This is a genomic window from Hydrogenophaga sp. GW456-12-10-14-TSB4, from assembly GCF_059424305.1.
Window position 1 is genome coordinate 37,204 of sequence record NZ_JBWKZH010000018.1, and the last position, 23,540, is coordinate 60,743.

At 68.6% G+C, this 23,540-nt stretch carries 17 protein-coding genes; 9 read left to right on the forward strand and 8 right to left on the reverse strand.

Translation table 11 applies throughout. From position 1 onward, the window contains the following. The first annotated feature begins 15 nt into the window (after nucleotides 1–15). From AC07ZS_RS11235 to icmF, 4 genes are all read left to right on the forward strand, one after another. The gene (locus tag AC07ZS_RS11235) at nucleotides 16–636 is read left to right on the forward strand and encodes a TRAP transporter small permease subunit (RefSeq protein WP_494798682.1); all 621 of its coding nucleotides are present in this window, start codon (nucleotides 16–18) and stop codon (nucleotides 634–636) included. Beyond that, nucleotides 633–2,597, forward strand: a complete 1,965-nt coding sequence (locus AC07ZS_RS11240; protein WP_494798683.1) for a TRAP transporter large permease — start codon at nucleotides 633–635, stop codon at nucleotides 2,595–2,597. The genes AC07ZS_RS11235 and AC07ZS_RS11240 overlap by 4 nt, the downstream gene beginning before the upstream one ends. Nucleotides 2,598–2,739: 142 nt before the next feature. After that, a complete protein-coding gene (locus tag AC07ZS_RS11245; RefSeq protein ID WP_494798684.1) occupies nucleotides 2,740–3,630 on the forward strand; it encodes a PPK2 family polyphosphate kinase in 891 nt (296 codons plus the stop codon). Between the two features lie 34 nt (nucleotides 3,631–3,664). After that, nucleotides 3,665–6,958 (forward strand): fused isobutyryl-CoA mutase/GTPase IcmF, encoded by a 3,294-nt coding sequence (gene icmF, locus AC07ZS_RS11250; RefSeq protein ID WP_494798685.1) that lies wholly within the window; start codon nucleotides 3,665–3,667, stop codon nucleotides 6,956–6,958. 24 nt (nucleotides 6,959–6,982) lie between these two features. Here the strand turns inward: icmF and AC07ZS_RS11255 are convergent, their stop codons facing one another. From AC07ZS_RS11255 to AC07ZS_RS11270, 4 genes are all read right to left on the reverse strand, one after another. Then, nucleotides 6,983–8,065: a DUF6352 family protein gene (locus AC07ZS_RS11255; RefSeq protein WP_494798686.1), complete on the reverse strand. Its 1,083-nt coding sequence runs from the start codon at nucleotides 8,063–8,065 to the stop codon at nucleotides 6,983–6,985. A gap of 97 nt (nucleotides 8,066–8,162) precedes the next feature. Then, nucleotides 8,163–9,458, reverse strand: coding sequence for a right-handed parallel beta-helix repeat-containing protein (locus AC07ZS_RS11260; RefSeq protein ID WP_494798687.1), 1,296 nt, complete (start codon nucleotides 9,456–9,458; stop codon nucleotides 8,163–8,165). A 269-nt stretch (nucleotides 9,459–9,727) separates the two neighbouring features. Beyond that, nucleotides 9,728–11,404, reverse strand: coding sequence for a right-handed parallel beta-helix repeat-containing protein (locus AC07ZS_RS11265; protein ID WP_494798688.1), 1,677 nt, complete (start codon nucleotides 11,402–11,404; stop codon nucleotides 9,728–9,730). 90 nt (nucleotides 11,405–11,494) lie between these two features. Further along, complete coding sequence (locus AC07ZS_RS11270; RefSeq protein WP_494798689.1) at nucleotides 11,495–12,913, reverse strand: right-handed parallel beta-helix repeat-containing protein; 1,419 nt, start codon at nucleotides 12,911–12,913, stop codon at nucleotides 11,495–11,497. Nucleotides 12,914–13,264: 351 nt separating this feature from the next. Between AC07ZS_RS11270 and rocF the strand changes: the two genes are divergently transcribed. Beyond that, nucleotides 13,265–14,182 carry an arginase gene (rocF, locus tag AC07ZS_RS11275; protein WP_494798690.1) on the forward strand — a complete coding sequence of 306 codons (918 nt, stop codon included), beginning with the start codon at nucleotides 13,265–13,267 and terminating at the stop codon, nucleotides 14,180–14,182. 51 nt (nucleotides 14,183–14,233) lie between these two features. On the opposite strand, the gene AC07ZS_RS11280 is transcribed toward rocF, so the two are convergent. Next, nucleotides 14,234–14,533, reverse strand: a complete 300-nt coding sequence (locus AC07ZS_RS11280) for an antibiotic biosynthesis monooxygenase family protein (RefSeq protein ID WP_494798691.1) — start codon at nucleotides 14,531–14,533, stop codon at nucleotides 14,234–14,236. A gap of 134 nt (nucleotides 14,534–14,667) precedes the next feature. Next, the gene (locus tag AC07ZS_RS11285; RefSeq protein WP_494798692.1) at nucleotides 14,668–16,386 is read right to left on the reverse strand and encodes a GMC family oxidoreductase; all 1,719 of its coding nucleotides are present in this window, start codon (nucleotides 16,384–16,386) and stop codon (nucleotides 14,668–14,670) included. Between the two features lie 155 nt (nucleotides 16,387–16,541). Between AC07ZS_RS11285 and AC07ZS_RS11290 the strand changes: the two genes are divergently transcribed. Further along, nucleotides 16,542–17,393 (forward strand): 3-hydroxybutyryl-CoA dehydrogenase, encoded by an 852-nt coding sequence (locus AC07ZS_RS11290; protein ID WP_494798693.1) that lies wholly within the window; start codon nucleotides 16,542–16,544, stop codon nucleotides 17,391–17,393. Here the strand turns inward: AC07ZS_RS11290 and AC07ZS_RS11295 are convergent. Further along, nucleotides 17,387–18,274: a flavin-nucleotide-binding protein gene (locus tag AC07ZS_RS11295; RefSeq protein WP_494798694.1), complete on the reverse strand. Its 888-nt coding sequence runs from the start codon at nucleotides 18,272–18,274 to the stop codon at nucleotides 17,387–17,389. The genes AC07ZS_RS11290 and AC07ZS_RS11295 overlap by 7 nt on opposite strands. A gap of 102 nt (nucleotides 18,275–18,376) precedes the next feature. Here AC07ZS_RS11295 and AC07ZS_RS11300 point away from each other — a divergent pair, with 102 nt between their 5' ends. Further along, a complete protein-coding gene (locus AC07ZS_RS11300) occupies nucleotides 18,377–19,282 on the forward strand; it encodes a LysR family transcriptional regulator (RefSeq protein ID WP_494798695.1) in 906 nt (301 codons plus the stop codon). After that, entirely contained in the window at nucleotides 19,279–20,679 is a 1,401-nt protein-coding gene (gene gorA / locus AC07ZS_RS11305; protein ID WP_494798696.1) for a glutathione-disulfide reductase, read from the forward strand. Before AC07ZS_RS11300 ends, gorA begins: the two co-directional genes overlap by 4 nt. A gap of 6 nt (nucleotides 20,680–20,685) precedes the next feature. On the opposite strand, the gene AC07ZS_RS11310 is transcribed toward gorA, so the two are convergent. Next, on the reverse strand, nucleotides 20,686–21,969 hold the full coding sequence (locus AC07ZS_RS11310) for an MgtC/SapB family protein (protein ID WP_494798697.1): 1,284 nt from the start codon (nucleotides 21,967–21,969) through the stop codon (nucleotides 20,686–20,688). Nucleotides 21,970–22,030: 61 nt separating this feature from the next. On the opposite strand from AC07ZS_RS11310, the gene AC07ZS_RS11315 reads away from it, so the two are divergent. Next, complete coding sequence (locus AC07ZS_RS11315; RefSeq protein ID WP_494798698.1) at nucleotides 22,031–23,533, forward strand: AMP nucleosidase; 1,503 nt, start codon at nucleotides 22,031–22,033, stop codon at nucleotides 23,531–23,533. The last annotated feature ends 7 nt before the right edge of the window (nucleotides 23,534–23,540 follow it).

Genomic DNA, 23,540 nt, shown 5'->3' on the forward strand with positions numbered 1-23,540 from the left:
GGCTGAGGAATCACGATGCAATCCATCTTGTGGACCATCGATCGGCTGTCCACGCTGATCGGCAAGGTCTTCGCCTGGTGCGCCCTCCTGCTGACACTGCTGATCAGCTGGGAGGTGTTCTCGCGCTACGCCCTGAACAACCCCCACGCCTGGGTGCTCGACGCCCAGATCATGTTGTACGGCACGATGTTCATGACGGCGGGCGCGTACACCCTGTCCAAGAACGGACACGTCCGGGGTGACGTGCTCTATGGCTTTTTCCAGCCGCGGACCCAGGCCACGGTGGACCTGGTGCTGTACATCCTGTTCTTCCTGCCCGGCATCGTCGCGCTGACCTGGGCCGGCTGGATCTACGCGGGCGAATCGCTCGCGATCCGCGAACAGACCTTCTCGGCCGACCCCCTGCCACTGTATCCCTTCAAGTATGTGATCCCGCTGGCGGGCCTCACGCTGCTGCTGCAGGGCCTGGTGGAGATCGTGCGCTGCATCCAGTGCATCCAGACCGGCGCCTGGCCGGCGCGCGAAGATGACGTGCAGGAAGTCGACGTCGAAAAACTCAAGGAAATGGTCAACGTGAAAGACGAAGACATCGCTGCACTCGACGCCGTGGTCGTCGCCCAGGAGAAAAAGCAATGAAGCTGCGCAAGGAACTCTGGTTCGGCCTCAGCTTCATGGCCCTCATCGTGGTGCTGGCGGCCGGCGTGCTGCTGAGTGCCGAGACGATCACGCAAGGCCACCTCGGCCTGCTGATGCTCTCGCTGGTGGTTGTCGCCATCATGCTGGGCTTTCCCACCGCGTTCACGCTCATGGGCATGGGCATGCTGTTCACCTGGCTGGCCTATGAACGGGACGTCACGCGCACGCTGGACCTGATGGTGCAGTCGGCCTACAAGACCATGGCCAACGATGTGCTCATCGCCATCCCGCTGTTCGTCTTCATGGGCTACCTGGTGGAGCGCGCGAACCTGATCGAATCGCTCTTCAAGAGCATGCACCTGGCCATGGCCCGCCTGCCCGGCGCCCTGGCGGTGGCCACCCTCGTGACCTGCACCATCTTCGCCACCGCCACCGGCATCGTCGGCGCGGTGGTGACGCTGATGGGCCTGCTCGCCTTGCCGGCCATGCTGCGTGCGGGCTACAGCGTGCCGCTCGCGGCTGGCGCCATCACGGCGGGCGGCTGCCTGGGCATCCTGATCCCGCCGTCGGTGCTGCTGATCGTCTACGGCGCCACGGCCGGTGTGTCGGTGGTCCAGCTCTACGCGGGGGCCTTCTTCCCCGGTCTGATGCTGGCGACGCTGTACATCGTGTACGTGATCGTCGTGGCCAAGCTCAAGCCGCAATGGGCGCCGCCGCTGAGCGCCGAAGAGCGCCGGGTCCACCTGCCCACCCTGACCCAGCGCCTGACGACCGACCCGACCGCCCACGCGGTGCTGGGCCTGCTCAAGGGCCGGCGCAACGCGGATGTGCCGATGTCGCACCTGCTCAAGCAGATCGGCCTGGCCGCGCTGCCCGCGCTGATCTTCGCCGCCGTCATGATCCCGAGCTATGAGGCGGTGACCACGGTGAGGGCGGAGGCCGTGTACGAAATCGAGGAAATCGGCGCCAGCCGCTCCGGCGCCGCCGAGGGCGGCCTGGCCGAGCCGCCGACCGAAGGAGGTCTGGCCGAGCCCCCGTCCGAATCGGGTGGCCTGGCCGAGCCCCCGGCGGACCCCGATGTGCCCGAGGCCGCGGGCGGTCTGCAGCCGCCCCCCGGCGCCGAAGCCGACAAACCGGCGGACGCACCCGCCGCTGCAACCGAAGCGGCCACGGAGGCCGGCGCGGTGGACGACGCCGCCACGACGCAACCCGCCCCTACCTGGTGGTGGGTGGTCTTCGCGGTCACGGGCGCGCTCGTCACCCTGTTCTACCTGTTCCTCAGCTTCGCCCGCCTTGAAATCTTCAAGATGCTGCTGGCCTCGTTCTTTCCGCTGGTGCTGCTGATCCTGAGCGTGCTGGGGTCGATCGTGCTGGGCCTGGCCACGCCCACCGAGGCCGCGGCCATGGGCGCGCTGGGCGGCATGCTGCTGGCGGCCGCTTACCGGCGGCTCAACATGGCCGTGCTCAAGGAGTCGGTCTACCTGACGGCCAAGACCTCGGCCATGGTGTGCTGGCTGTTCGTCGGCTCTGCGATCTTCTCCGCGGCATTCGCGCTGCTGGGCGGGCAGGCGCTGGTGGAGCAGTGGGTGCTCAGCATGGAACTCACCAAGATCGAGTTCCTGGTGATGACCCAGATCATCATCTTCCTGCTGGGCTGGCCACTGGAATGGACCGAGATCATCGTGATCTTCATGCCCATCTTCATCCCGCTGCTGGCTCACTTCGACGTGGACCCGCTGTTCTTCGGCCTGCTGGTGGCGCTGAACCTGCAGACCGCCTTCCTCAGTCCGCCGGTGGCCATGGCCGCCTTCTACCTGAAGGGTGTGGCCCCCCCGCACGTCACGCTGAACCAGATCTTCCTGGGCATGCTGCCCTTCATGGGCATCCAGATCCTGGCCATCGTGCTGCTGTACATGTTCCCCGGCATCGGCCTGTGGCTGCCGCAGCTGCTCTACAAGTGATCTGACGGGTCCGGTCTCACCCCAGGGGGCGCTTCGGCGCCCCTTCTTTTTTTGGGGAAACGGGTTATATTACGTTTACGTAAACGTCAATTGCCCGGATGCGCGAAGAATCGTGTCCGAGCCGCCCCTCGCTGGAGACCGAATGCCCCGCCCGAACGACGCCTCCCCGCCCTTCCCGCGCGCCGCCCTGCGTGCGGGCAAAGGCAGCGCGTGGCGCGACTGGCAGATCGAGCCACTGGCCGAAGGCGCCACGGCCACCAAGGTCTCGCTCAAGAAGCTCAAGCCCGAGGCCAAGCCCTTTTCCAGCGGCGACAAGGCGGCCGACCAGGCCGCCGTGCAGGCCCTCGCCGAAGAGCTCGACGGCCTGCAGGACCTGTTCTACGCCGACCGCCGCTACAAACTGCTCGTGGTGCTGCAGGGCACCGACACCGCCGGCAAGGACGGCACCGTGCGAGGCGTGTTCGCGCGCACCAGCCCGCTGGGCGTGCACACCGTGGGCTGGAAAGCCCCGACCGAGGCCGAGCGCGACCACGACTACCTCTGGCGCATCCACCAGCAGATGCCAGGCGCCGGCGAAACCATGGTCTTCAACCGCAGCCACTACGAAGACGTGCTGGTGCCCGTGGTCAACGGCTGGATCACGCCTGCCCAGACCGCCCAGCGCTTCGCGCACATCAACGACTTCGAGCGCCTGCTCGCCGAGACCGGCACCGTGATCCTGAAGTTCATGCTGCACATCGGCAGCGACGAGCAGCGCCAGCGCCTGCAGGAGCGCGTGGACGACCCGACCAAGCACTGGAAATTCAGCGAAGGCGACCTCGACGTGCGCAAGCAATGGGCCGACTACCAGCGCGCCTACGAGGCGCTGCTGGCCCGCACCAGCACCCCCTGGGCGCCCTGGAACGTGGTCCCGGCCAACTCCAAGACCCACCGCAACCTGATGATCGCGACCATCGTGCGCGACACCCTCAAGGCCCTCGACCTGCGTTACCCGCCGCCCAAGCCCGCGCTGGCCGGCCTGCGCGTCGAGTGAGCCCTTCCGCCATCCGCCCCCAGAGAGAGACACCATGAGCAACCTCGCCGCCGAGTACCAGGCACTGGCCAACTACCGCCCCACGCACAAGGTGCGTTTCGTCACCGCCGCCAGCCTGTTCGACGGGCACGATGCCGCCATCAACATCATGCGGCGCATCCTGCAGGGCATGGGCGCCGAGGTGATCCACCTGGGCCACAACCGCTCGGTGGACGAGGTGGTGACCGCCGCGCTGCAGGAAGACGCGCAAGGCATCGCCATCAGCTCCTACCAGGGCGGCCATGTGGAGTACTTCAAGTACATGGTCGACCTGCTCAAGAGCCGGGGCGGCGAGCACATCCAGGTGTTCGGCGGCGGCGGCGGCGTGATCGTGCCGGCCGAGATCCGCGAGCTGCAGGACTACGGCGTGACGCGCATCTACAGCCCCGAAGACGGCCAGAAGATGGGCCTGGCCGGGATGATCGGCGAGATGGTGATGCGCTGCGACCGCGACCTCAGCCCCTACGCGCCCAAGGCGCTGGCGGCCATCGAAGGCCAGGGCGAGCTGAACTGGCGTGCGCTGGCCCAGCTCATCACGGTGCTGGAGAACGGCAGCGCCGACGCCGCCATCGTCTCCGCCCTGCGCGAACAGGCCAAGAGCAAGAAGGTGCCGGTGCTCGGCATCACCGGCACCGGCGGCGCGGGCAAGTCCTCGCTGACCGACGAACTCATCCGCCGCCTTCGGCTGGACCAGGACGACCGCCTGCGCGTGGCCGTGATCTCCATCGACCCCTCGCGCCGCAAGAGCGGCGGCGCCCTGCTGGGCGACCGCATCCGCATGAACGCCATCAACCCCTGGAGCCAGGGGCAGCGCGTCTACATGCGCTCGCTGGCCACGCGCGACTTCGGCAGCGAGATCAGCGCCGCCCTGCCCGACGTGATCGCGGCCTGCAAGTGCGCCGGCTTCGACCTCATCGTGGTCGAGACCTCCGGCATCGGCCAGGGCGACGCGGCCATCGTGCCGCATGTGGACCTGCCCATGTACGTGATGACGCCCGAGTTCGGCGCCGCCAGCCAGCTCGAGAAGATCGACATGCTGGACTTCGCGGCCTTCGTGGCCATCAACAAGTTCGACCGCAAGGGCGCGCTCGACGCCCTGCGCGACGTGGCCAAGCAGGTGCAGCGCAACCAGGAAGCCTGGAGCACGCCGCCCGACCAGATGCCCGTGTTCGGCACCATGGCCGCGCGCTTCAACGACGACGGCGTGACCGCGCTGTACCAGGCGCTGAAAGTCCGCCTGGGCGAGCTCGGCCTGCCGCTGCAGGAAGGCCGGCTGCCTGCCGTGAAGGTGCGCCACAGCACCAACCAGACGCCGGTCGTGCCGCCCGCGCGCACGCGTTACCTCGCCGAAATCAGCGACACGGTGCGCGGCTACAAGAAGAAGGCGATCGAGCAGTCGCGCCTGGCGCGCGAGATCCAGCAGCTCAACGCCAGCGCGGCCATGCTGCGCAAGGACAAGCCCGAGCGCGCACGCGCCGCCGAGGCCGTGATCGACCTGGCCCAATTGCGCGAGCTCGACCAGGACCCGGCCGCCCGCAAGCTGCTCGCCCAGTGGCCCGACATGCAGAAGGCCTACGCGGGCGACGAGTACGTGGTGAAGATCCGCGACAAGGAGATCCGCACCGCGCTGACGACGAAGAGCCTCTCGGGCACCGTCATCCGCAAGGTCGCGCTGCCGAAGTACGAAGACCACGGCGAGATCCTGAAGTGGCTGATGCTGGACAACGTGCCCGGCAGCTTCCCCTACACCGCCGGCACCTTCGCCTTCAAGCGCGAGGGCGAGGACCCCACGCGCATGTTCGCGGGCGAAGGCGACGCCTTCCGCACCAACCGCCGCTTCAAGCTGCTCTCCGAGGGCATGGCGGCCAAGCGCCTGTCCACCGCCTTCGATTCGGTCACGCTCTACGGCAACGACCCCGACCCGCGCCCCGACATCTACGGCAAGGTGGGCAATTCGGGCGTGAGCATCGCCACGCTGGAGGACATGAAGGTGCTCTACGGCGGCTTCGACCTCTGCCACCCGGCCACCTCGGTCTCCATGACCATCAACGGCCCGGCGCCCAGCATCCTCGCGATGTTCATGAACACCGCGATCGACCAGAACCTGGAGAAGTTCGAGACCGAAAACGGCCGCCAGCCCACCGCCACCGAGGCCGCCAAGATCCGCGAATGGGTGCTGGCCAATGTGCGCGGCACGGTGCAGGCCGACATCCTCAAGGAAGACCAGGGCCAGAACACCTGCATCTTCTCGACCGAGTTCTCGCTCAAGGTGATGGGCGACATCGCCGAGTACTTCGTGCACCACGACGTGCGCAACTTCTACTCGGTGTCCATCAGCGGGTACCACATCGCAGAGGCCGGCGCCAACCCGATCAGCCAGCTCGCCTTCACGCTCTCCAACGGCTTCACCTTCGTGGAAGCCTACTTGGCGCGCGGCATGCACATCGACGACTTCGCTCCCAACCTGAGCTTCTTCTTCAGCAACGGCATGGACCCGGAATACACCGTGCTCGGCCGTGTGGCGCGCCGCATCTGGGCCACGTCCATGCGCGACAAGTACGGCGCGAACGAGCGCAGCCAGAAGCTGAAGTACCACGTGCAGACCAGCGGCCGCTCCCTGCACGCGCAGGAGATCCAGTTCAATGACATCCGCACCACGCTGCAGGCGCTGATCGCGATCTACGACAACTGCAACAGCCTGCACACCAACGCTTTCGACGAGGCCATCACCACCCCGACCGAAGACTCGGTGCGCCGCGCGATGGCGATCCAGCTCATCATCAACCGCGAGTGGGGCCTGGCCAAGAACGAGAACCCCAACCAGGGCGCCTTCATCATTGACGAGCTCACCGAGCTGGTCGAAGAGGCCGTGCTGCAGGAGTTCGAGAAGATCGCCGAACGCGGCGGTGTGCTCGGTGCGATGGAAACCGGCTACCAGCGCGGCAAGATCCAGGACGAGTCCATGCACTACGAGATGCTCAAGCACACGGGCGAATACCCGATCGTGGGCGTGAACACCTTCCGCAACCCGCACGGCGACCTCACGCCCGAGACACTGGAACTCGCCCGCTCGACCGACGACGAGAAGCAGAACCAGCTCAAGCGCCTGGCCGACTTCCACGCCCGCCACGCCGACGAGGCCCCTGCCATGCTGCAGCGCCTGCGCCAGGCGGTGATCGAGAACGGCAACGTGTTCGAGGTCCTGATGGACGCCGTGCGCGTGTGCTCGCTCGGTCAGATCACGAACGCCCTGTTCGAGGTGGGCGGGCAGTACCGGCGCAACATGTGACGAGGCCCGGCGCGGGCCCGGGGTTCACATCGGCCGCGCCAGCGGCAGGTTGAGCAAGAGGTTCTGCGGCTTGAGCTTGAGCAGGCCGTCGGCCGCCATCGCCAGGCCCAGGTAGACCGGCTTGCCGCGCACGTCGGCGCGCATGTCCTGCGGGTCGACGAAGCTCAGCCGGAACAGGCTGATCAGCCGGCGCTGGCGCTCGGGGTCCACCTCATTGCCCAGGTAGAGGTCGTTGAGCAGCGCGGTCGAGGTCACATCCAGCCCCACATGCCAGCGCCACGACGGGTCTTCCACCCGCGCTTCGGGCTGGATCTTCACGGCCACGCCGTGGAAATGGCGCACCCACTTCTCCAGCACCGAGGCCAGCGCCTTCAGGCCCGAGCGGGAGCGCGTCATGGTGAGCGTGAGCCCATGCGGCAATTCGTTCTGGATTTCGTGCGTGAGGTCGAGCACGAAGTTGAAGCGCCCAGCCCCCTCCCGGCTGCGCAGGTATCGCGGCGCATTGTCGTCGCCCAGCACCTCGATCTGCGTGGCCGGCAGCGCCGCGCCGCCCTGCACCAACAGGCGCCCCAGCTCGCCCAGGCCGCCGGTCTCGTTGAGCAGGTCCAGCACCTCGCTGTCGCCGCCAAGCACGCGGCCATCCTGCACGCTCACGCGCTGGCGGCGAAACAGCATCTCGGCCGCGCGCCAGGCCCAGGCGTCGGTTTCGTCTTCCAGGAGGTGGCACACCAGGGCCTGCACCAGCAGGTCCAGAAACAGCGGCGGGATCTGGATCGCACCGGTCTGGAAAAAACCGGCGTAGGCGGCCTCGAGCGAGCCCGCGGCCACCACCGCGTCCCGGAAGCCCAGGAACAGCCGGTGGTTGGCGCGGGCATCCTCGTCCTCGAAGGCGTCGAGTTCGGCCGGCGCGACGGCGCGCGTGGGCTCAGCCATCAAGGCGGCGTGCAACGCCCGCTCGGCTTGGCAGGACTCTTCGACCAGCGCGAGTTCGGGGCGATCGAGCCAGAGCCGCCAGTAGCCGTCGGTGGGGGTCAACCAGCCGCGCGCATCGCGCACCAGGTGCTCGTGGCCGCAGGACGACCAGATGGAAGGGGAAACGTCGGACATGAAGAAAACCCGCTGCGCGCGCAAGCGCGTGGCGGGTTGGGAGTCAATGGGTGAACGCATTGTCGTTCACCCGCAGCGGCGCCGAGGCGCCGCTGCTTCAGGGCGCGGCCTGCAGGGCGCCGGCCTTGCGGCTGCCCGAGATCGCCCGGGAGGCGTAAGGCGCGGGCGCATCGCGGGTGTAGGTCGCATCCGGCACGCCGGCCAGGCCGATCAGGGCCTGCAACGTGGCATTCGGCCAGAAGTTGGGGCTGGTGATGTTGCTCGCGCCCGGGATGTTGGCGGCCACCGAGTTCACGTTGTTCGACTGCGTCACGTTGGAGAAGCTGCTGGCGAACAAGGACTGGTTGCCGGTCCCCGCGAACAGGTTGGCGGTGAGTGCGACCGAGGCGCCGCCGGCCACGGACAGGTAGGCCCCGCCCGAACGGGTGATGGCGACGGTGTTGTGCACCATTTCCAGCGAGGTGCTGGGGTTCGACAAGCCTTCCATGCCGTAGGCGATCGCGTTGTTGTTTTCCGCCAGCGGCCCCTTGTGGAACAGGTTGCCCTTCAGGACCACGCGGCCGCCGTTGGGGAAGTCGGCCAGGTAGCTCGACGTACCCGAAGGGCCGTCCATGAAGTAGCTGTTCTGGATGATGGACTCGCGCGCCCGGCTCTTGAGGTTGTGACCGACCTTGGCCTCGTGGAAGTAGCTGGAGTTCACCGTCAGCCGGTCGATCTGGTTGACGTAGATGTTGTGCGTGTAGCCGTCGCCCCGGCCGTTGCGCGCGAACTCGGAACTCTCGATCGTGATCGTGGCGGAGCCGGCGTTGGCCAGGATGCCGTTCTCGTTGTCGTAGAAGCCGCTGTTGGTGATGCGCAGGTCGCCGGTGTGCTCGGCCCGGATGCCGGCGCCGTTCTGGTCGGGCACCACGGTGTCGCGGAACTCGATGTTGTCGATGGTGATGTTCGCGCCCGACACCACCCACAGGCCCTTGCCGCGGGCGTTGTTGCCATTGGCGAACAGCCGCGCGCGGCTGCCCATGCCACAGATGGTCAGGTTGTTGACGGTCCAGGAGGCCACGTCGCCCCGGTAGTCGCCCCCGTCGATCTTGATCACATCGCCCGCCTGCGCCACGGCCGCCGCCGCACTGGGCACCGCGTAGGTCCGGCCCGGCCCCACCTGGAGCACCCGGCCGGGTGCGGTGTCGCACACGGCGCCGGCCGACAGGGGTGGCGAAGGCGACGGCGTGGGGCTGCCGCCCGAGGAGGAGCCCCCCGAGGACGAACCGCCGCCACCACCGCCGCACGCACTCAGGGCGGCGGCGAGCAGCAGACCGGGGAACGCAAGGGAAGAAAACGGACGGCGAGCAGCAGGGCTCGATGGCAGAGAGAAGGGCGTGTTCAAGATGGGCAAGGAATGGAGGTGCGGGGCGCAGGGCCGGCGGAGAGCTGCGGGGGGAGTCTCGCCGTTCGGCGCCCCACCCCCGCCAGAACCGGGAGATGGGCCGCAGTGTGGGCCCTGACGCAAGACCTATTGTCACATGATGATTCTTTATGTAACCGATGTCCGCCACCCTGCCCGGCAAGCCCCACCGATCGGGGCTTCACCTGTAACAGCTCATACGCTTTGATGCATGAAAAAGGCCCGCACGGGGCGGGCCTTCAGAACGGAGCGAACCGGCCTCAGGGCGCGGCCTGCAGCGCGCCGACCTTGCGGCTGCCCGAGATCGCGCGCAGCGTGTAGGGCGCGGGCGCATCGCGGGTGTAGCTGGCGTCCGGCACCACCGACAGGGCAATCAGGGACTGCAGCGTGGCGTTGGGCCAGAAGTTCGGCGTGGTGACGTTGGACGCGCCCGGGACGTTGCTGGCCACCGAGGTCACGTTGTTCGACTGCACCGCGTTGCCGGCGGCATAGCCGCCGGTGATCAGCGCGGGGCTGCCCGTGCCGGCGAACAGGTTGGCCGTGAGCTTGACCGAGCTGGTGCCGTTGGCGATCGCCAGGAAGGCGCCGCCGGAACGGGTGACGACCACCGTGTTGTGCGCGGCCTCGAAGGTGTTGCTCGGGTTGGACAGGCCTTCGGCGCCATAGGAAATGGCGTTCGGGTTGTCCGCGTTCGGGCCCTTGTGGAACATATTGCCCTTCAGCACCACCTTGCCACCGTTGGGGAAGTCGGCCAGGTAGCTCGACGTGCCGGTGGCGCCGTCCATGAAGTAGCTGTTCTCGAGCACCGACTCTTTCGCCCGGCTCTTGAAGTTGTGGCCGATCTTGGCTTCGTGGAAGAAGCTGGAGGTCACCGCGATGCGGTCGATCTGGTTGACGTAGATGTTGTGCGTGTAGCCGTCACCCCGGCCGTTGCGCCCGAACTCGGAGCGGTCGATCGTGATCGTGGTTGCACCGGCGGCCGCCAGGATGCCGTTTTCGTTGTCGAAGAAGCCGCTGTTGCGCACCGTCAGGTTGACGCCGGGCTCCACGCGGATGCCGGCGCCGTTCTGATCGGGCACGGTCGCGTTGCGGAACTCGATGTTGTCGATCGTGATTTTCGGGCTGGAGACCACCCACAGGCCCTTGCCCTGGACGTTTTTCCCATCGGCGAACAGACGGGCTTTGCCGCCCACGCCGCAGATGGTGATGTTGCTGGCCTTCCAGGTTGCCGCATCGCCCCGGTAGTCGCCGGCGGTGATCTTGATCACGTCGCCCGACTGCGCGACCGCAGCCGCGGCGCTCGGCACGCTGTAGGTCTTGCCCGGACCGACTTGCAGCACGCGGCCGGTGGCCGTGTCGCAGGCCGTGCCCGAGGGAGCTGGCGCCGGTGCCGGTGCCGGTGCGGGGGCTGGCGCCGGTGCGGGGGCTGGCGCCGGTGCGGGGGCTGGCGCCGGTGCGGGAGCTGGTGCCGGTGCGGGAGCTGGCGCCGGTGCGGGAGCTGGCGCCGGTGCGGGAGCTGGCGCCGGTGCGGGGGCTGGCGCCGGTGCGGGAGCTGGCGCCGGTGCGGGAGCTGGCGCCGGTGCGGGAGCTGGTGCCGGTGCGGGAGCTGGTGCCGGTGCGGGAGCTGGCGCCGGTGCAGCCGCGGCCATCACCTCGCAAGTCTTGGTCGCGCCCTTGGCAGGGTCGTTACCGAAATAGCCGCTCGTGCAAAGACCGGCCGTGCGAACCGTCTTGTACGCCCAGCGGCTGCCGGTGCCGTAGCGCACGTTTTTCGTGCCGGAGAACCAGAACACCTTGCCTTCGTTGGCGACCTTGGTCCAGGTCGCGGACGTGCTCTGGGCCTGGGCCGGCGCGGCGGCCATGGCGAACAGCACGGCACAGGCGGCCAACACACCGGCGTGCGACGCCGGACGGGAGAAGGAATCGAGTTGGGACATGAGAAGAATCACCTGAAAGCTGAAGAAGAAAAAGCGACCGCCTCCTGAGCACGGGCTCTGCCGTGCCCTCCTGCCGGGCGGTCCGGCGGGTTATGGGGGTGACTGAAGTGCGCCCACCTTGCGGCTGCCCGAGATCGCCCGGGCGGCGTAGGGGGTGGGCGCATCGCGCGTGTAACTCGCGTCCGGCACCGTCGAGAGGCCGATCAGGGCCTGCAGCGCCGCGTTGGGCCAGAAGTTCGGGCTGGCGATGCTGCTGGCGCCCGGGATGTTGCTGGCCACCGAGGTCACGTTGTTCGACTGCGCCGCGTTGCCCGCGGCGTAGCCGCCCGTGATCAGCGAGGGACTGCCCGTGCCGGCAAACAGGTTGGCCGTGAGCGTGACCGACGAGGTCCCACTGGCGATGGCCAGGAAGGCGCCGCCCGAGCGGGTGATGGCCACGGTGTTGTGCACCGCCTCGAAGGTGTTGGTCGGGTTCGACAGGCCCTCCGCACCGTAGGAAATGGCATTCGGGTTGCTCGCCTGCGGGCCCTTGTGGAACAGGTTGCCCCGCAGGTACACACGGCCGCCGTTGGGGAAGTCGGCCAGGTAGCTCGACGTGCCCGTGGGGCCGTCCATGAAGTAGCTGTTCTCGATCACCGTCTCGCGGGCCCGGCTCTTGAGGTTGTGGCCGACCTTGGCTTCGTGGAAGTAGCTGCGGCTCACCGTCAACCGGTTGATCTGGTTGACATAGATGTTGTGCGTATAGCCGTCGCCCAGGCCGTTGCGCGCGAACTCGGAACCTTCGATGGTGATGGTGGACGAGCCGGCGTTGGCCAGGATGCCGTTCTCGTTGTCGTAGAAACCGCTGTTGACGATGCGCAGGTCGCCGCCGTGCTCGGCCCGAATGCCGGCACCGTTCTGATCGGGCACCGTGGTGTCGCGGAACTCGACGCTGTCGATGGTGATGTTCGAGCCGGTGACCACCCACAGGCCCTTGCCCCGGGCGTTGTTGCCGTTGGCGAACAGGCGGGCCTTGCCGCCCACGCCGCAGATGGTCAGGTTGCTGGCGGACCAGGAGGCGACGTCGCCCCGGTAGTCGCCGGCGGTGATCTTGATCACGTCGCCCGACTGCGCCACGGCGGCGGCGGCGCTGGGCACGGTGTAGGTCTTGCCCGGACCGACCTGCAGCACGCGACCGGTGGCGGCATCGCAGGCGGTGGTGGCGGGTGCCGGAGCAGGAGCAGGAGCAGGAGCAGGAGCAGGAGCAGGAGCAGGAGCAGGAGCAGGAGCCGGTGCGGGCGCCGGAGCTGGCGCGGGTGCGGGTGCGGGTGCAGGCGCCGGAGCTGGCGCGGGCGCCGGAGCTCCCGTGACCGGTTCGGTGGTCGTGCCACCCCCCGCCGCCGTGGAACCACCACCACCGCCACCACCACAGGCGGTCAGCGTGGCCGCGAAGAGCACGGCCAGCAACGGCAGCGACTTGCGGGTCGAGGAGGCATCCATCAAGGGCGTCGGGATCGGAGTCGGGTTCATGTCTGCGGCACAAAAACACCTTGACGCTCACTCGGGGGTGGCGGCTTGGCGATCGGAAGGGAGTTCCGGGTCACACTGCGATGCAGTGTCTGACACGCCTGGAACGTGAGATAAATCACCGCGATGGGCGGAGACCCACCCAGCGCGAACGGAGTATCAGCTTCCCAACGGCTTGGAGTCCGGCACGAAAGGTGTGGGTTGGTAACAAAATTCCCCGACGAAAAACGGGTGCCCGGTGGAGGGCCTGTGCCCAAGGTCCGCCCTGCGGCCGGTGGCTGGTAACACGCCATACGTTTTGAAACCAGCCCGAGGTCGATCACACTCGGGCATCACCTCACTCACAATACCGCCATGCAAAAAGACGTCAGCCTCATCGGTGTGCCGACCGACATCGGCGCCGGCGCCCGCGGCGCCTCCATGGGTCCCGAAGCCCTGCGGGTCGCGGGCCTGGCCACGGTGCTCGAAGGCCAGGGCCTGAGCGTGGCCGACCGCGGCAACCTCGGTGGCCCGGCCAACCCCTGGCTGCCTCCCACCGAGGGCTACCGCCATCTCCAGGAAGTGGTGGCCTGGAACCAGTCGCTGCACGAGGCCGTGCATGCCGAACTTGCGCTGGGTCGCCTGCCGATCGTGCTCGGCGGTGACCACTGCCTGGGCCTGGGCTCGATCAGCGCGGTGGCGCGCCACTGCCGCGAAGCACGCAAGAAGCTGCGCGTGCTCTGGCTCGACGCCCATGCCGACTTCAACACCGCCGCGCTCACCCCCAGCGGCAACATCCACGGCATGCCGGTGGCCCTGCTTTGCGGCATGGGCCCGCCCGAGCTCACCGGCATCGGCGGCACCACACCGGCCATCGACGCCAGCGTGGTGCGGCAGATCGGCATCCGCAGCGTGGACGCGGGCGAGAAGCGCCTGGTGCACCAGGCCGGCCTGGAGGTGTTCGACATGCGCTACATCGACGAGATGGGCATGCGCCACACCATGGAACAGGCGCTGATGGGCGTGGACGAGCAGACCCACCTGCACGTGAGCTTCGACGTGGACTTTCTCGACCCGGAGATCGCGCCGGGCGTGGGCACCACCGTGCTCGGCGGCCCGACCTACCGCGAGGCGCAACTGTGCATGGAGATGATCGCGGACACCGGTCGCCTGTGCTCACTCGACGTGATGGAGCTCAACCCGGCGCTCGATGTGCGCAACCGCACCGCCGTGCTGGCGGTGGACCTGATCGAAAGCCTGTTCGGCAAGTCGACGCTGATGCGGAAAAACTAAAGTTGTAACTCGATTACAACCAAAGGGTGCCTGGCGGCGGAGGCGAGGCGCTCAGCCCTGGCCCACGAGTTCAAAGTGCTCCACCACCGGCGGTTGCACGAAAAAGGGGCCGACGATGGCGCGCCATTGCGCGAAGGCTTCGGAGCCGCGGAAACCCACCGTGTGGTCTTCGAGCGTTTCCCACTGGATGAGCAGCACGTAGCGCCCCGGCGTTTCGATGCATCGCTGCACCTGGTAACCCTTGAGGCCCTTCGCCTGGGAAATGACGGTGCTCACGCCGCGAAGAATGGCTTCTTCAAAGGCTGAGCTCTTCAGGGGGTCGATGCGGATGTCGGCATGCTCGAGAATCATTTTTTGGAGCCCCCCGCGCCGCTTCGCGTCACCCCCCAGGGGGCGATGCCTGCGGCCTGGCAAAGCCAGTTCCGCGGCATCCTGGACGAAACGCGTGCGCGCCGGAGGAGAAGTGGTGGATCGGAGAAGTAAGGTTAACCGGAAACCGCGTGGAACCGGCTTTGCCGGGCCACTGCGGTTGCCCCCTCGGGGGGTGACGCGCCGTCAGGCGCGGCGCGGGGGGAACGATCGGCTCTCATCATATCGACCGCCTTCTCCGCCATCATGATCACTGGGGCGTTGGTGTTGCCGCCCACCACGCTGGGCATCACCGACGCATCCACCACGCGCAAGCCGGCCACGCCGTGCACGCGCAGGCGCGCGTCCACCACGTCCAGGCCCCCGGGCGCGCCATCCGGCCCCATGCGGCAGGTGCCCACCGGGTGGTAGATCGTGTCGGCGTGATCGCGGATGAATTGCTCGATCTGCGCATCGCTCTGCGCCTGGGCGGACGCCGCCGACTCGGTGCCGCCGTGGCGGGTGAGCGCGGGTTGCTGCAGCAGCTCGCGCATCCGCTTGAAGCCCTGCACCAGCCGCGCGGTGTCGTCGGCGTCCTGCAGGAAGGCGGGGTCGATCAGCGGCGGCGCCAGCGGGTCCGCACTGGCCAGCCGCAGGCTGCCCCGGCTCCGGGGGCGCAGCAGGCAGACATGGCACGAGTAACCATGGCCGAAGACCGTCTTGCGGCCGTGGTCCACCAGCTTGCCGACCACGAAGTGCAGCTGCAGGTCGGGAATGGGCTCGGCGGGCGAGCTCTTGATGAAGCCGCCCGCTTCCGCGAAGTTGGTGGTCAGCATGCCGCTGCGCCGGCGCCGCCACTCGAAGATGCCGCGCACCACCCGCGCCACGCCGGTGAGCGAGAGGCCGAACAGGTCCTTGATCCTGGGGGCGTTGACCACCATGACCACGTCCACGTGATCGTGCAGGTTCTGTCCCACACCGGGCAGGTCGTGCACCGGGGCGATGCCGTGCTCGCGCAGCTGCGCGGCCGGGCCGATGCCCGAGAGCATGAGCAACTGCGGCGAACCGAAGGCACCCGCGCTCAGCACCACCTCGCCGCCCTCCTTCAAGCGCAGGATCTGCAGCGGGCCGCGCCCGCCGTTGCCCCGGTACTCCACGCCGACGGCGCGCACCGTGCCGTCCTCGTCGGTGTCGGTCACCACGCGCAGGGTGAGCGCGTCGGTGATCACCCGCAGGTTGGGCCGATCCAGGTGCGGCGTGAGGTAGGCCTTGGCCGCGCTGTGGCGCTCGCCGTTCTTGTGCGTGACCTGGTAGGCGCCAATGCCCTCCTGCTCTGGGCCGTTGAAGTCGGCATTGCGGCGGTAACCCGCCTGCTCGCCGGCGTCGAGGAAGGCCGGCAGAAAGGGGTTGGGGCTGCGCAGATCCATCACATTGAGCGGGCCGCCCTGGCCGTGCCAGGCGTCGGCGCCGCGCTCGTTGTGCTCGGCGCGCTTGAAGTACGGCAACACCTCGTCGAACGACCAGCCGGGGTTGCCCTGCGCGGCCCAGCCGTCGTAGTCGCTGGCATGGCCGCGCGCGTAGATCATGGCGTTGACCGAGCTCGACCCGCCCAGCACCTTGCCGCGCGGCTGGTAGCCGCGCCGGCCGTTCAGGCCGGGTTGCGGCACGGTCTGCAGGCCCCAGTTGGCCTGGCCGTTCTTGGCCAGCAGCGCCAGGCCGGCCGGGCAGTGGATCAGCACGCTGCGGTCCGGCGGGCCGGCCTCCAGCAGGGCCACCCGCGTGGCGGGGTCTTCGCTGAGGCGGGCGGCGAGCACGCAGCCGGCCGATCCGCCGCCCACGATGATGTAGTCGAACATGGTGTCTCCGTGGTGGTCTGCGCCGTGCAAGCCGTGCGCGACAATCAACGGGCAAGGTAGCACAGGGCCTCGCGCCCGGTTAGGCAGCACCGCCTAGGAAAGACACCCCGGCGACGCCGGGTTTTCACGGACTTTTGAACAGGAGCAGCGTCTTCATGAACAGCATCAACACGGTCGGCATCATCGGCTCGGGCACCATGGGCAACGGCATCGCACAGGCCTGCGCCACGCGCGGCATCCGCGTGGTCATGGTCGACATCGCGCCGGCGGCCGTCGACAAGGGCCTGGCCACCGTGGCCGGCAGCCTGGACCGCCTGATCAAGAAAGAGAAGATCACCGCCACCGACAAGGACCAGGCGCTCGCCCTGATCAAGGGCTCGACGAACTACGAAGACCTCAAGGGCGCGCAGCTCGTGATCGAAGCGGCCACCGAGAACGAAGGCCTGAAGGTCAAGATCCTGCAGCAGCTCGACGGCCTGCTCGCACCCGAGGTGATCGTGGCCACCAACACCAGCTCGATCAGCATCACCAAGCTGGCCGCCGCCACCCAGCGGCCCGACCGCTTCATCGGCATGCACTTCTTCAACCCCGTGCCCATGATGGCGCTGGTGGAGATCATCCGCGGCCTGCAGACCAGCGACGCCACGCACGACGCGGTGAAGGCGCTGGCCGAAGCCCTGGGCAAGTCGCCCATCACGGTGAAGAACGCGCCCGGCTTCGTGGTCAACCGCATCCTCGTGCCCATGATCAACGAGGCCTTCTTCGTGCTGGCCGAAGGCATCGCCACGGCGGAAGACATCGACGCCGGCATGAAACTGGGCACCAACCAGCCCATCGGCCCGCTGGCCCTGGCCGACATGATCGGCCTGGACGTGTGCCTGGCCGTGATGAACGTCTACATCGCCGAATTCAACGACAGCAAGTACCGCCCCGCCCCGCTGCTCAAGGAAATGGTGGCCGCCGGCTACCTGGGCCGCAAGACCGGGCGCGGCGTCTACACCTACTGAGCGTCGCCGGGGGCCGCCCAGCGCAGCGGCAAGGCCCCCTGCACCCGCCGCGCGTGGGTCACCTGCATGCGCAGCAGGCGCAACTCGCCGTCCCACACCACCCTCGCCTGCACCGCGAGGTACAGCAGGTCGCCCCGCTCGAAGTCCACGAACAGCAGGCCGGCTGCCGGGTGCAGCGCGATGTTGCCCAGCGTGTTGAAGAAGTGGTTGCCCATGTAGTCGGGCACCGTCAGCACCTCACCGGCCACGTTCACGAAACCCGGCGGGCCGCCCCGGTGCGACACGTCGACCCCATGGCTGGGCTCGCCGCCCGCAGACGCCTGGGGATGGGCCGTGGCGATGAAGAAGGTGTCGGCGGCGCGGATCAGCCGGCGCGACGCCTCGTCGAGGCCAGGCCCCTCGAAAGCGACCTGCCCGGCCGGTGCATCCGGTGTCCATACCGGCTCCCGCGCCTGGATGTACTTCGGGCAATTGCCGAAGCTCTGGCCGACCTCGACCGTGAAGCCATCGTCCCGCAGCCACGCCGTGCCGTTCATGCGGTTGCGCCGGCGCGTGTGCGGCTGGATGCCGAGCAGGCCCAGCGCAGCGCCGTCGCGCAGCGTGGTGTTCAACGGGTCGTGCGGCAGCGGTCGCGCGCCGATGTGCAGGTGCGTGGGGTCGGGCGATCGCAGAAAGCCCGGCGCGCCCGCGAGCACGCTGGCCCAGGGCTGGCCCTGCGCGTCCACGCTGCCCACCAGCACCCAGGGCAACAGGCCGAAGAACTCGCGGTGCTGGTCCGGCATGTGATCGCGCAACACGCGCGGGCCGATCTGCGCCATCTGGGCCTGCACACCGGTGCGCGCCTGCATCGCCTGCTCACCCGCATGGAAGGAGGGGGTCATGGGTCGCTCCTGAAGAGGAAAGACGCCATCTTCTTTCTTGCAAACACATTCACCAATACCCCTGCACGCACAGGACTGCTCCACAAATCGGTCTAATGGCGCATGGACAAGTTCCGCGCCATGGCCACCTTCGTGCAGATCGCCGACGCCGGCAGCCTCACCGCGGCGGCCTGGGCGCAGGGGAGCTCGCTGCCGGCCGTGGTGCGCTCGCTCGCCGCCTACGAGGCCGAGCTCGGGGTGCGCCTGTTCAACCGCACCACGCGCCGCATCTCGCTCACCGAAGAAGGCCGACGCCACCTCGAGAGCTGCCGCCAGCTGCTCGCAGCGGTGGACGACGCCGAGGCCGCGCTGAAGGACGACGCCACCGAACCCGCCGGCCAGCTCACCCTGACCGCGCCCGTCCTGTTCGGCCAGATGCACGTGGCCCCCGTCGTCACGCGGTTCGTGCAGCGCCACCCCCAGGTGCATTGCCGCGTGATGCTGATGGACCGGGTGGTGAACCTGCTGGAAGAAGGGGTCGACGTCGGCATCCGCATCGCCCACCTGGAAGATTCGAGCCTGGTCGCGCTGCCGCTGGGCGAGATCCGCCGAGTGGTCGTGGCCAGCCCGGCCTTTCTGCGCGAGCACGGCCGCCCGCAGCACCCCAACGACCTGCTCAAGGCCAACTGCGTGCGTCTGGTGGGGCATGCCCCGCATTGGGGGCGCTTCCAGGACGGCCACAAGACCTTCAAACTCACCGTCGGTGGCAACCTGGAGTTCAATCACATTGCCCCGGCGGTGCAGGCCTGCGCGGACGGCGCGGGTTTCGGCCAGTTTCTCTCGTACCAGGTGGCGCCCCTGTTGCAATCCGGCGCGCTGGAAACCGTGCTGGACGATTTCGCGGACGCGCCGCGCCCGATCCACGTCGTGTACCCGCACGCCCGCCTGTTGCCCGCGCGCACGCGCGCTTTCATCGATTTCATTCGCCAGGAACTCAAAGGCTTCGAGCCCGGACACCCCCCACCATGAGCACTTCCTCTTTCGACTTTGACCTCTTCGTGATCGGCGGCGGCAGCGGCGGCGTGCGCGCCGCCCGCATGGCCGCGCAGCGCGGCGCGCGCGTGGCGCTGGCCGAAATGCAGGGCGCCGCCGGCCTGGGCGGCACCTGCGTGAACGTGGGCTGCATCCCCAAGAAGCTCTACAGCTACGCCGCCCACTACGCCGAAGCCTTCGAGGAATCGCATGGATTCGGCTGGGAACTGGAGAAGCCCCGCTTCAACTGGGCCACGCTCAAGGCGAACCGCGCGAAAGAGATCAGCCGCCTCAACGGCATCTACGGCAACCTGCTGACCGGCTCGGGCGTGACCGTGTTCGACGCCTTCGCGCGCATCGACGGCCCGCAGGCCGTGGTGCTCCAACCCGCGGGCGAGGCCGCCGAAAAACGCTTCACCGCGAAGCACATCCTCATCGCCACCGGCGGCAAGCCCAGCGTGCCGGACATCGAAGGCCGCGAGCACGTCATCGACTCCAACGCCATCTTCGACCTCGAACCGTTCCCGCAGCGCCTGCTGATCGTGGGCGGCGGCTACATCGCCAGCGAGTTCGCCTCCATCTTCAACGGCCTGGGCGCGACGGTGACGCAGCTCTACCGGGGCGAGCAGATCCTGCGCGGCTTCGACGACGAGATCCGCCACTTCGTGGCCAGCGAGATGACCAAGGCCGGCGTGGACCTGCGGCTGGGCGCGGACGTGACCGCCATCGAGAAGACCACCGACGGCCTGCGGGTGAAGCTCCAGGGCGGGGGCGAGGTGATGGCCGATGCCGTGCTGTACGCCACCGGCCGCGTGCCGCATGTGAAGGGCCTGGGCCTGGACGCGGTGGGCGTGGCGCAGGGCAAGGGCGGCGAGGTGATCGTCGACGAGCAGTACCGCACCAACGTGCCCTCCATCTTCGCCGTGGGCGATGTCACCAGCCGCCTCCAGCTCACCCCCGTGGCCCTGGGCGAGGCCATGGTGGTGGTGGACCAGCTGTTCGGCCCCGCCGCCGGCAAGGCGCCTCGCGGCATGGCCTACGACTTCGTTCCCACCGCCGTGTTCACCCACCCCAGCATCGGCACCGTGGGCCTGAGCGAGGCGGACGCGCGCAAGCAGCATGGCGACGTGACCATCTTCCGCAGCGAGTTCAAGTCCCTCAAGCACACGCTCTCGGGCAGCACCGAGCGCACGCTGATGAAGCTGGTTGTGGACACGAAGAGCGACCGCGTGGTGGGCCTGCACATGGTGGGCGCCGAAGCGGGCGAGATCGTTCAGGGTTTTGCAGTGGCGCTCAAGGCCGGCGCGACCAAGGCGGTGTTCGACAGCACCATCGGCATCCACCCCACGGCGGCGGAAGAGTTCGTGACCATGCGCGAACCCGTCAAGGCCTGAACAGGCTCAGCGAAGCACGGCCAGCAGGGCCATGCACACGGCGGTGTGCACCCACAGGCCGGGCACCAGCCAGGCCGCGTACCGAAGCCCGCCGCTCAGGGCGGCGGTGAGGCTCTTGCTCAAGGCGTGCACGCCCAGCGCCAGCATCACCGCCCAGGGCACGCCGCCCTGCGGCGGCTCGACCGATGCAAACACCGCCGCCAGCGCCGAGTGCAGGTCCACCAGCGAGGCGAGCAAGGTGCCGGCCAACACGCCGGCCTCGCCCAGCCAGAGGCCCAGCGCATTCACCAGCACCTGGATGCCGGCCAGCAAGGCCGCAATGGCGGTGGCCCCCCACAGGCTGAACATGCGGTCGCCCTGCGCGGCCCCCAGCCCCTCGGTGTGCGGCGACGAACCCATCGTGCCCCCTTGCGCCATGGGCGCCCCGCGCACCAGCCACCCGCCCCACACCGCGGCCAGCGCCGCGCCCGCCAGCGCTGGCAGCCACAGGCTGGAGAGCCAGGCCGGGCGGACCGCAGCGGCCACCAGCAGCATCTGCAGCAAGGTCGGCACACACGACAGCAAACCGCCCCCGGCCATCAAACGGGCCTCGCCGCCTTGCTGGCGCGCGCCCATGCCCAGCGTGGCGATGGTCGCCGTGCTGGACACGAAGCCGGAGGCGAAGGCTGAAAACGCCACCGCCTGCCGCGCCTGCAAGAGCCGCCGGCACAGGTGGGCCAGCGACTGCACCGCCAGCAGCAGCGCCAGCAGCTGCACGATGGTGGCCGGGTTGAGCACCGGGCCCCACAGGGGCCGGTTCGGCAGCAGCGGCAGCGCCACCAGCACCAGCGCGGCCAGCACGATGCCGTCGCGGATCTCCGCCGGGCGCAGCCACTCGTTCACGAACCGATGCAGCCGCTCGCGCGCGGCCAGCAGCGCCGTCAACGCGGCGGCCATGGCGGCCGCCAGCGGCAGCTGCCAGACACACACCACGCCGATCAGGTAGGTCAGCCACAGCGCCACTTCGGTGGTCACGCCGGGGTCCTCGGACCGGTCGCGCGCATAGGCCACCACCCCGAGCGCCGCCACGAACACCGCGCCGACCGGCACCAGGCCGGCCTGCGGCAGGAGCGCGGCGGCCGCGCCGCTCACACACGCCAGCGCGAAGGTGCGCAAGCCCGCAAACGCCCGCGCCGGGCCCTCACCCTTGCTGCGCTCGCGCTCGACGCCGATCAGCAGCCCGCAGCCCAGCGCGGCGGCCAGGGTGGCGGCGGCGTGGATCCATTCGGCGGGCAGGGTGAGGGGCGACATGGGGGTTTTCTCCGGGTTCGGTCGGCGTGCGGTGCACGGCACCGGCGCGCCACAATAGCGCATGCAAAAAACCCCTGCCTACACCGCCCCCCTCGTTTTCAAGGACCCTGCCGAAGCGCTGGCTCAGGTGCAGCGCATCTACCAAGACAGCGTGGAGTTCCTGCGCCAGGCCATGCGCGACTTCGTCGCCGGTGGCGATTTCACCCTGACCCACGTGCGGGCGTGTTACCCCTACGTGCGGCTGCACACCCACAGCGTGCTGCGCCAGAACGTGGTCGGCCAGCCGCTCAGCCGCCTGAGCTACGGCTTCGTGGCCGGCCCCGGGCGCTACGAAACCACCCTCACCCGCCCCGACCTGTACAGCGACTACTACCTGGAACAGTTCCGCCTGCTGCTGGCCAACCACGGCGGTGAGCTGGAGGTGGGCACCAGCACCCAGCCCATCCCCATCCACTTCTCCTTCGCCGAGCACGACCACGTGGAAGGCAGCATGGACGTGATGCGCCGCGCGCTGATGCGCGACGCGTTCGACCTGCCCGACCTCACCGCCATGGACGACGGCATCGCCAACGGCACGCACGAGCCCCGCGCGGGCGAGGCGCACCCGCTCTCGCTGTTCACCGCGCCGCGGGTGGACTACTCGCTGCAGCGACTGCGCCACTACACCGGCACCGCGCCCGAGTGGTTCCAGAACTTCGTGATGTTCACCAACTACCAGTTCTACATCGACGAGTTCATCAAGCTCGGCCACGCCGAGATGGCCAAGCCCGACAGCGAGTACGTGGCCTTCATCGAGCCGGGCAACGTGGTGATGCGCCGCACCGGCCTGGCCGCCGAGAACGGCGATGAGCTGGGCCACGCGCCGCCGCGCCTGCCGCAGATGCCGGGCTACCACCTCATCCGCGAAGACCGCAGCGGCATCACCATGGTCAACATCGGCGTGGGCCCGGCCAATGCCAAGACCATCACCGACCACATCGCCGTGCTGCGCCCGCACGCCTGGCTCATGCTTGGCCACTGCGCCGGCCTGCGCACCAGCCAGCAGCTGGGCGACTACGTGCTGGCCCACGCCTACGTGCGCGAAGACCACGTGCTGGACGAAGAACTGCCGCTGTGGGTGCCGATTCCCGCGCTGGCGGAGATCCAGCTCGCGCTCGAGGCCGCCGTGGCCGACGTGACCGGCGTGCCGCCGGCCGAACTCAAGCGCATCATGCGCACCGGCACCGTGGCCAGCACCGACAACCGCAACTGGGAGCTGCTGCCCGACAACATGCCGCAGCGCCGCTTCTCGCAGTCGCGCGCGGTGGCGCTGGACATGGAGTCCGCCACCATCGCGGCCAACGGCTTCCGCTTCCGCGTGCCCTACGGCACCCTGCTGTGCGTGAGCGACAAGCCGCTGCACGGCGAGATCAAGCTGCCCGGCATGGCCAACCACTTCTACCGCGAGCGCGTGGACCAGCACCTGCGCATCGGCATCCGCGCGATCGAGATCCTGCGCGAAGGCGGCACGGACCAGCTGCACAGCCGCAAGCTGCGCAGCTTCGCGGAGGTGGCGTTCCAGTGAGGCCGGT

What these genes read in the sequence shown, in the direction of transcription:
- AC07ZS_RS11270 (WP_494798689.1), bottom strand. Translation starts at nt 12,913, where the DNA reads ATGAACCCGACTCCGATCCCGACGCCCTTGATGGATGCCTCCTCGACC.
- AC07ZS_RS11265 (WP_494798688.1), bottom strand. Translation starts at nt 11,404, where the DNA reads ATGTCCCAACTCGATTCCTTCTCCCGTCCGGCGTCGCACGCCGGTGTG.
- AC07ZS_RS11280 (WP_494798691.1), bottom strand. Translation starts at nt 14,533, where the DNA reads ATGATTCTCGAGCATGCCGACATCCGCATCGACCCCCTGAAGAGCTCA.
- AC07ZS_RS11310 (WP_494798697.1), bottom strand. Translation starts at nt 21,969, where the DNA reads ATGTCGCCCCTCACCCTGCCCGCCGAATGGATCCACGCCGCCGCCACC.
- AC07ZS_RS11240 (WP_494798683.1), top strand. Translation starts at nt 633, where the DNA reads ATGAAGCTGCGCAAGGAACTCTGGTTCGGCCTCAGCTTCATGGCCCTC.
- AC07ZS_RS11245 (WP_494798684.1), top strand. Translation starts at nt 2,740, where the DNA reads ATGCCCCGCCCGAACGACGCCTCCCCGCCCTTCCCGCGCGCCGCCCTG.
- AC07ZS_RS11315 (WP_494798698.1), top strand. Translation starts at nt 22,031, where the DNA reads ATGCAAAAAACCCCTGCCTACACCGCCCCCCTCGTTTTCAAGGACCCT.
- AC07ZS_RS11255 (WP_494798686.1), bottom strand. Translation starts at nt 8,065, where the DNA reads ATGTCCGACGTTTCCCCTTCCATCTGGTCGTCCTGCGGCCACGAGCAC.
- AC07ZS_RS11285 (WP_494798692.1), bottom strand. Translation starts at nt 16,386, where the DNA reads ATGTTCGACTACATCATCGTGGGCGGCGGATCGGCCGGCTGCGTGCTC.
- AC07ZS_RS11295 (WP_494798694.1), bottom strand. Translation starts at nt 18,274, where the DNA reads ATGACCCCCTCCTTCCATGCGGGTGAGCAGGCGATGCAGGCGCGCACC.
- AC07ZS_RS11300 (WP_494798695.1), top strand. Translation starts at nt 18,377, where the DNA reads ATGGACAAGTTCCGCGCCATGGCCACCTTCGTGCAGATCGCCGACGCC.
- AC07ZS_RS11235 (WP_494798682.1), top strand. Translation starts at nt 16, where the DNA reads ATGCAATCCATCTTGTGGACCATCGATCGGCTGTCCACGCTGATCGGC.
- AC07ZS_RS11290 (WP_494798693.1), top strand. Translation starts at nt 16,542, where the DNA reads ATGAACAGCATCAACACGGTCGGCATCATCGGCTCGGGCACCATGGGC.
- rocF (WP_494798690.1), top strand. Translation starts at nt 13,265, where the DNA reads ATGCAAAAAGACGTCAGCCTCATCGGTGTGCCGACCGACATCGGCGCC.
- gorA (WP_494798696.1), top strand. Translation starts at nt 19,279, where the DNA reads ATGAGCACTTCCTCTTTCGACTTTGACCTCTTCGTGATCGGCGGCGGC.
- icmF (WP_494798685.1), top strand. Translation starts at nt 3,665, where the DNA reads ATGAGCAACCTCGCCGCCGAGTACCAGGCACTGGCCAACTACCGCCCC.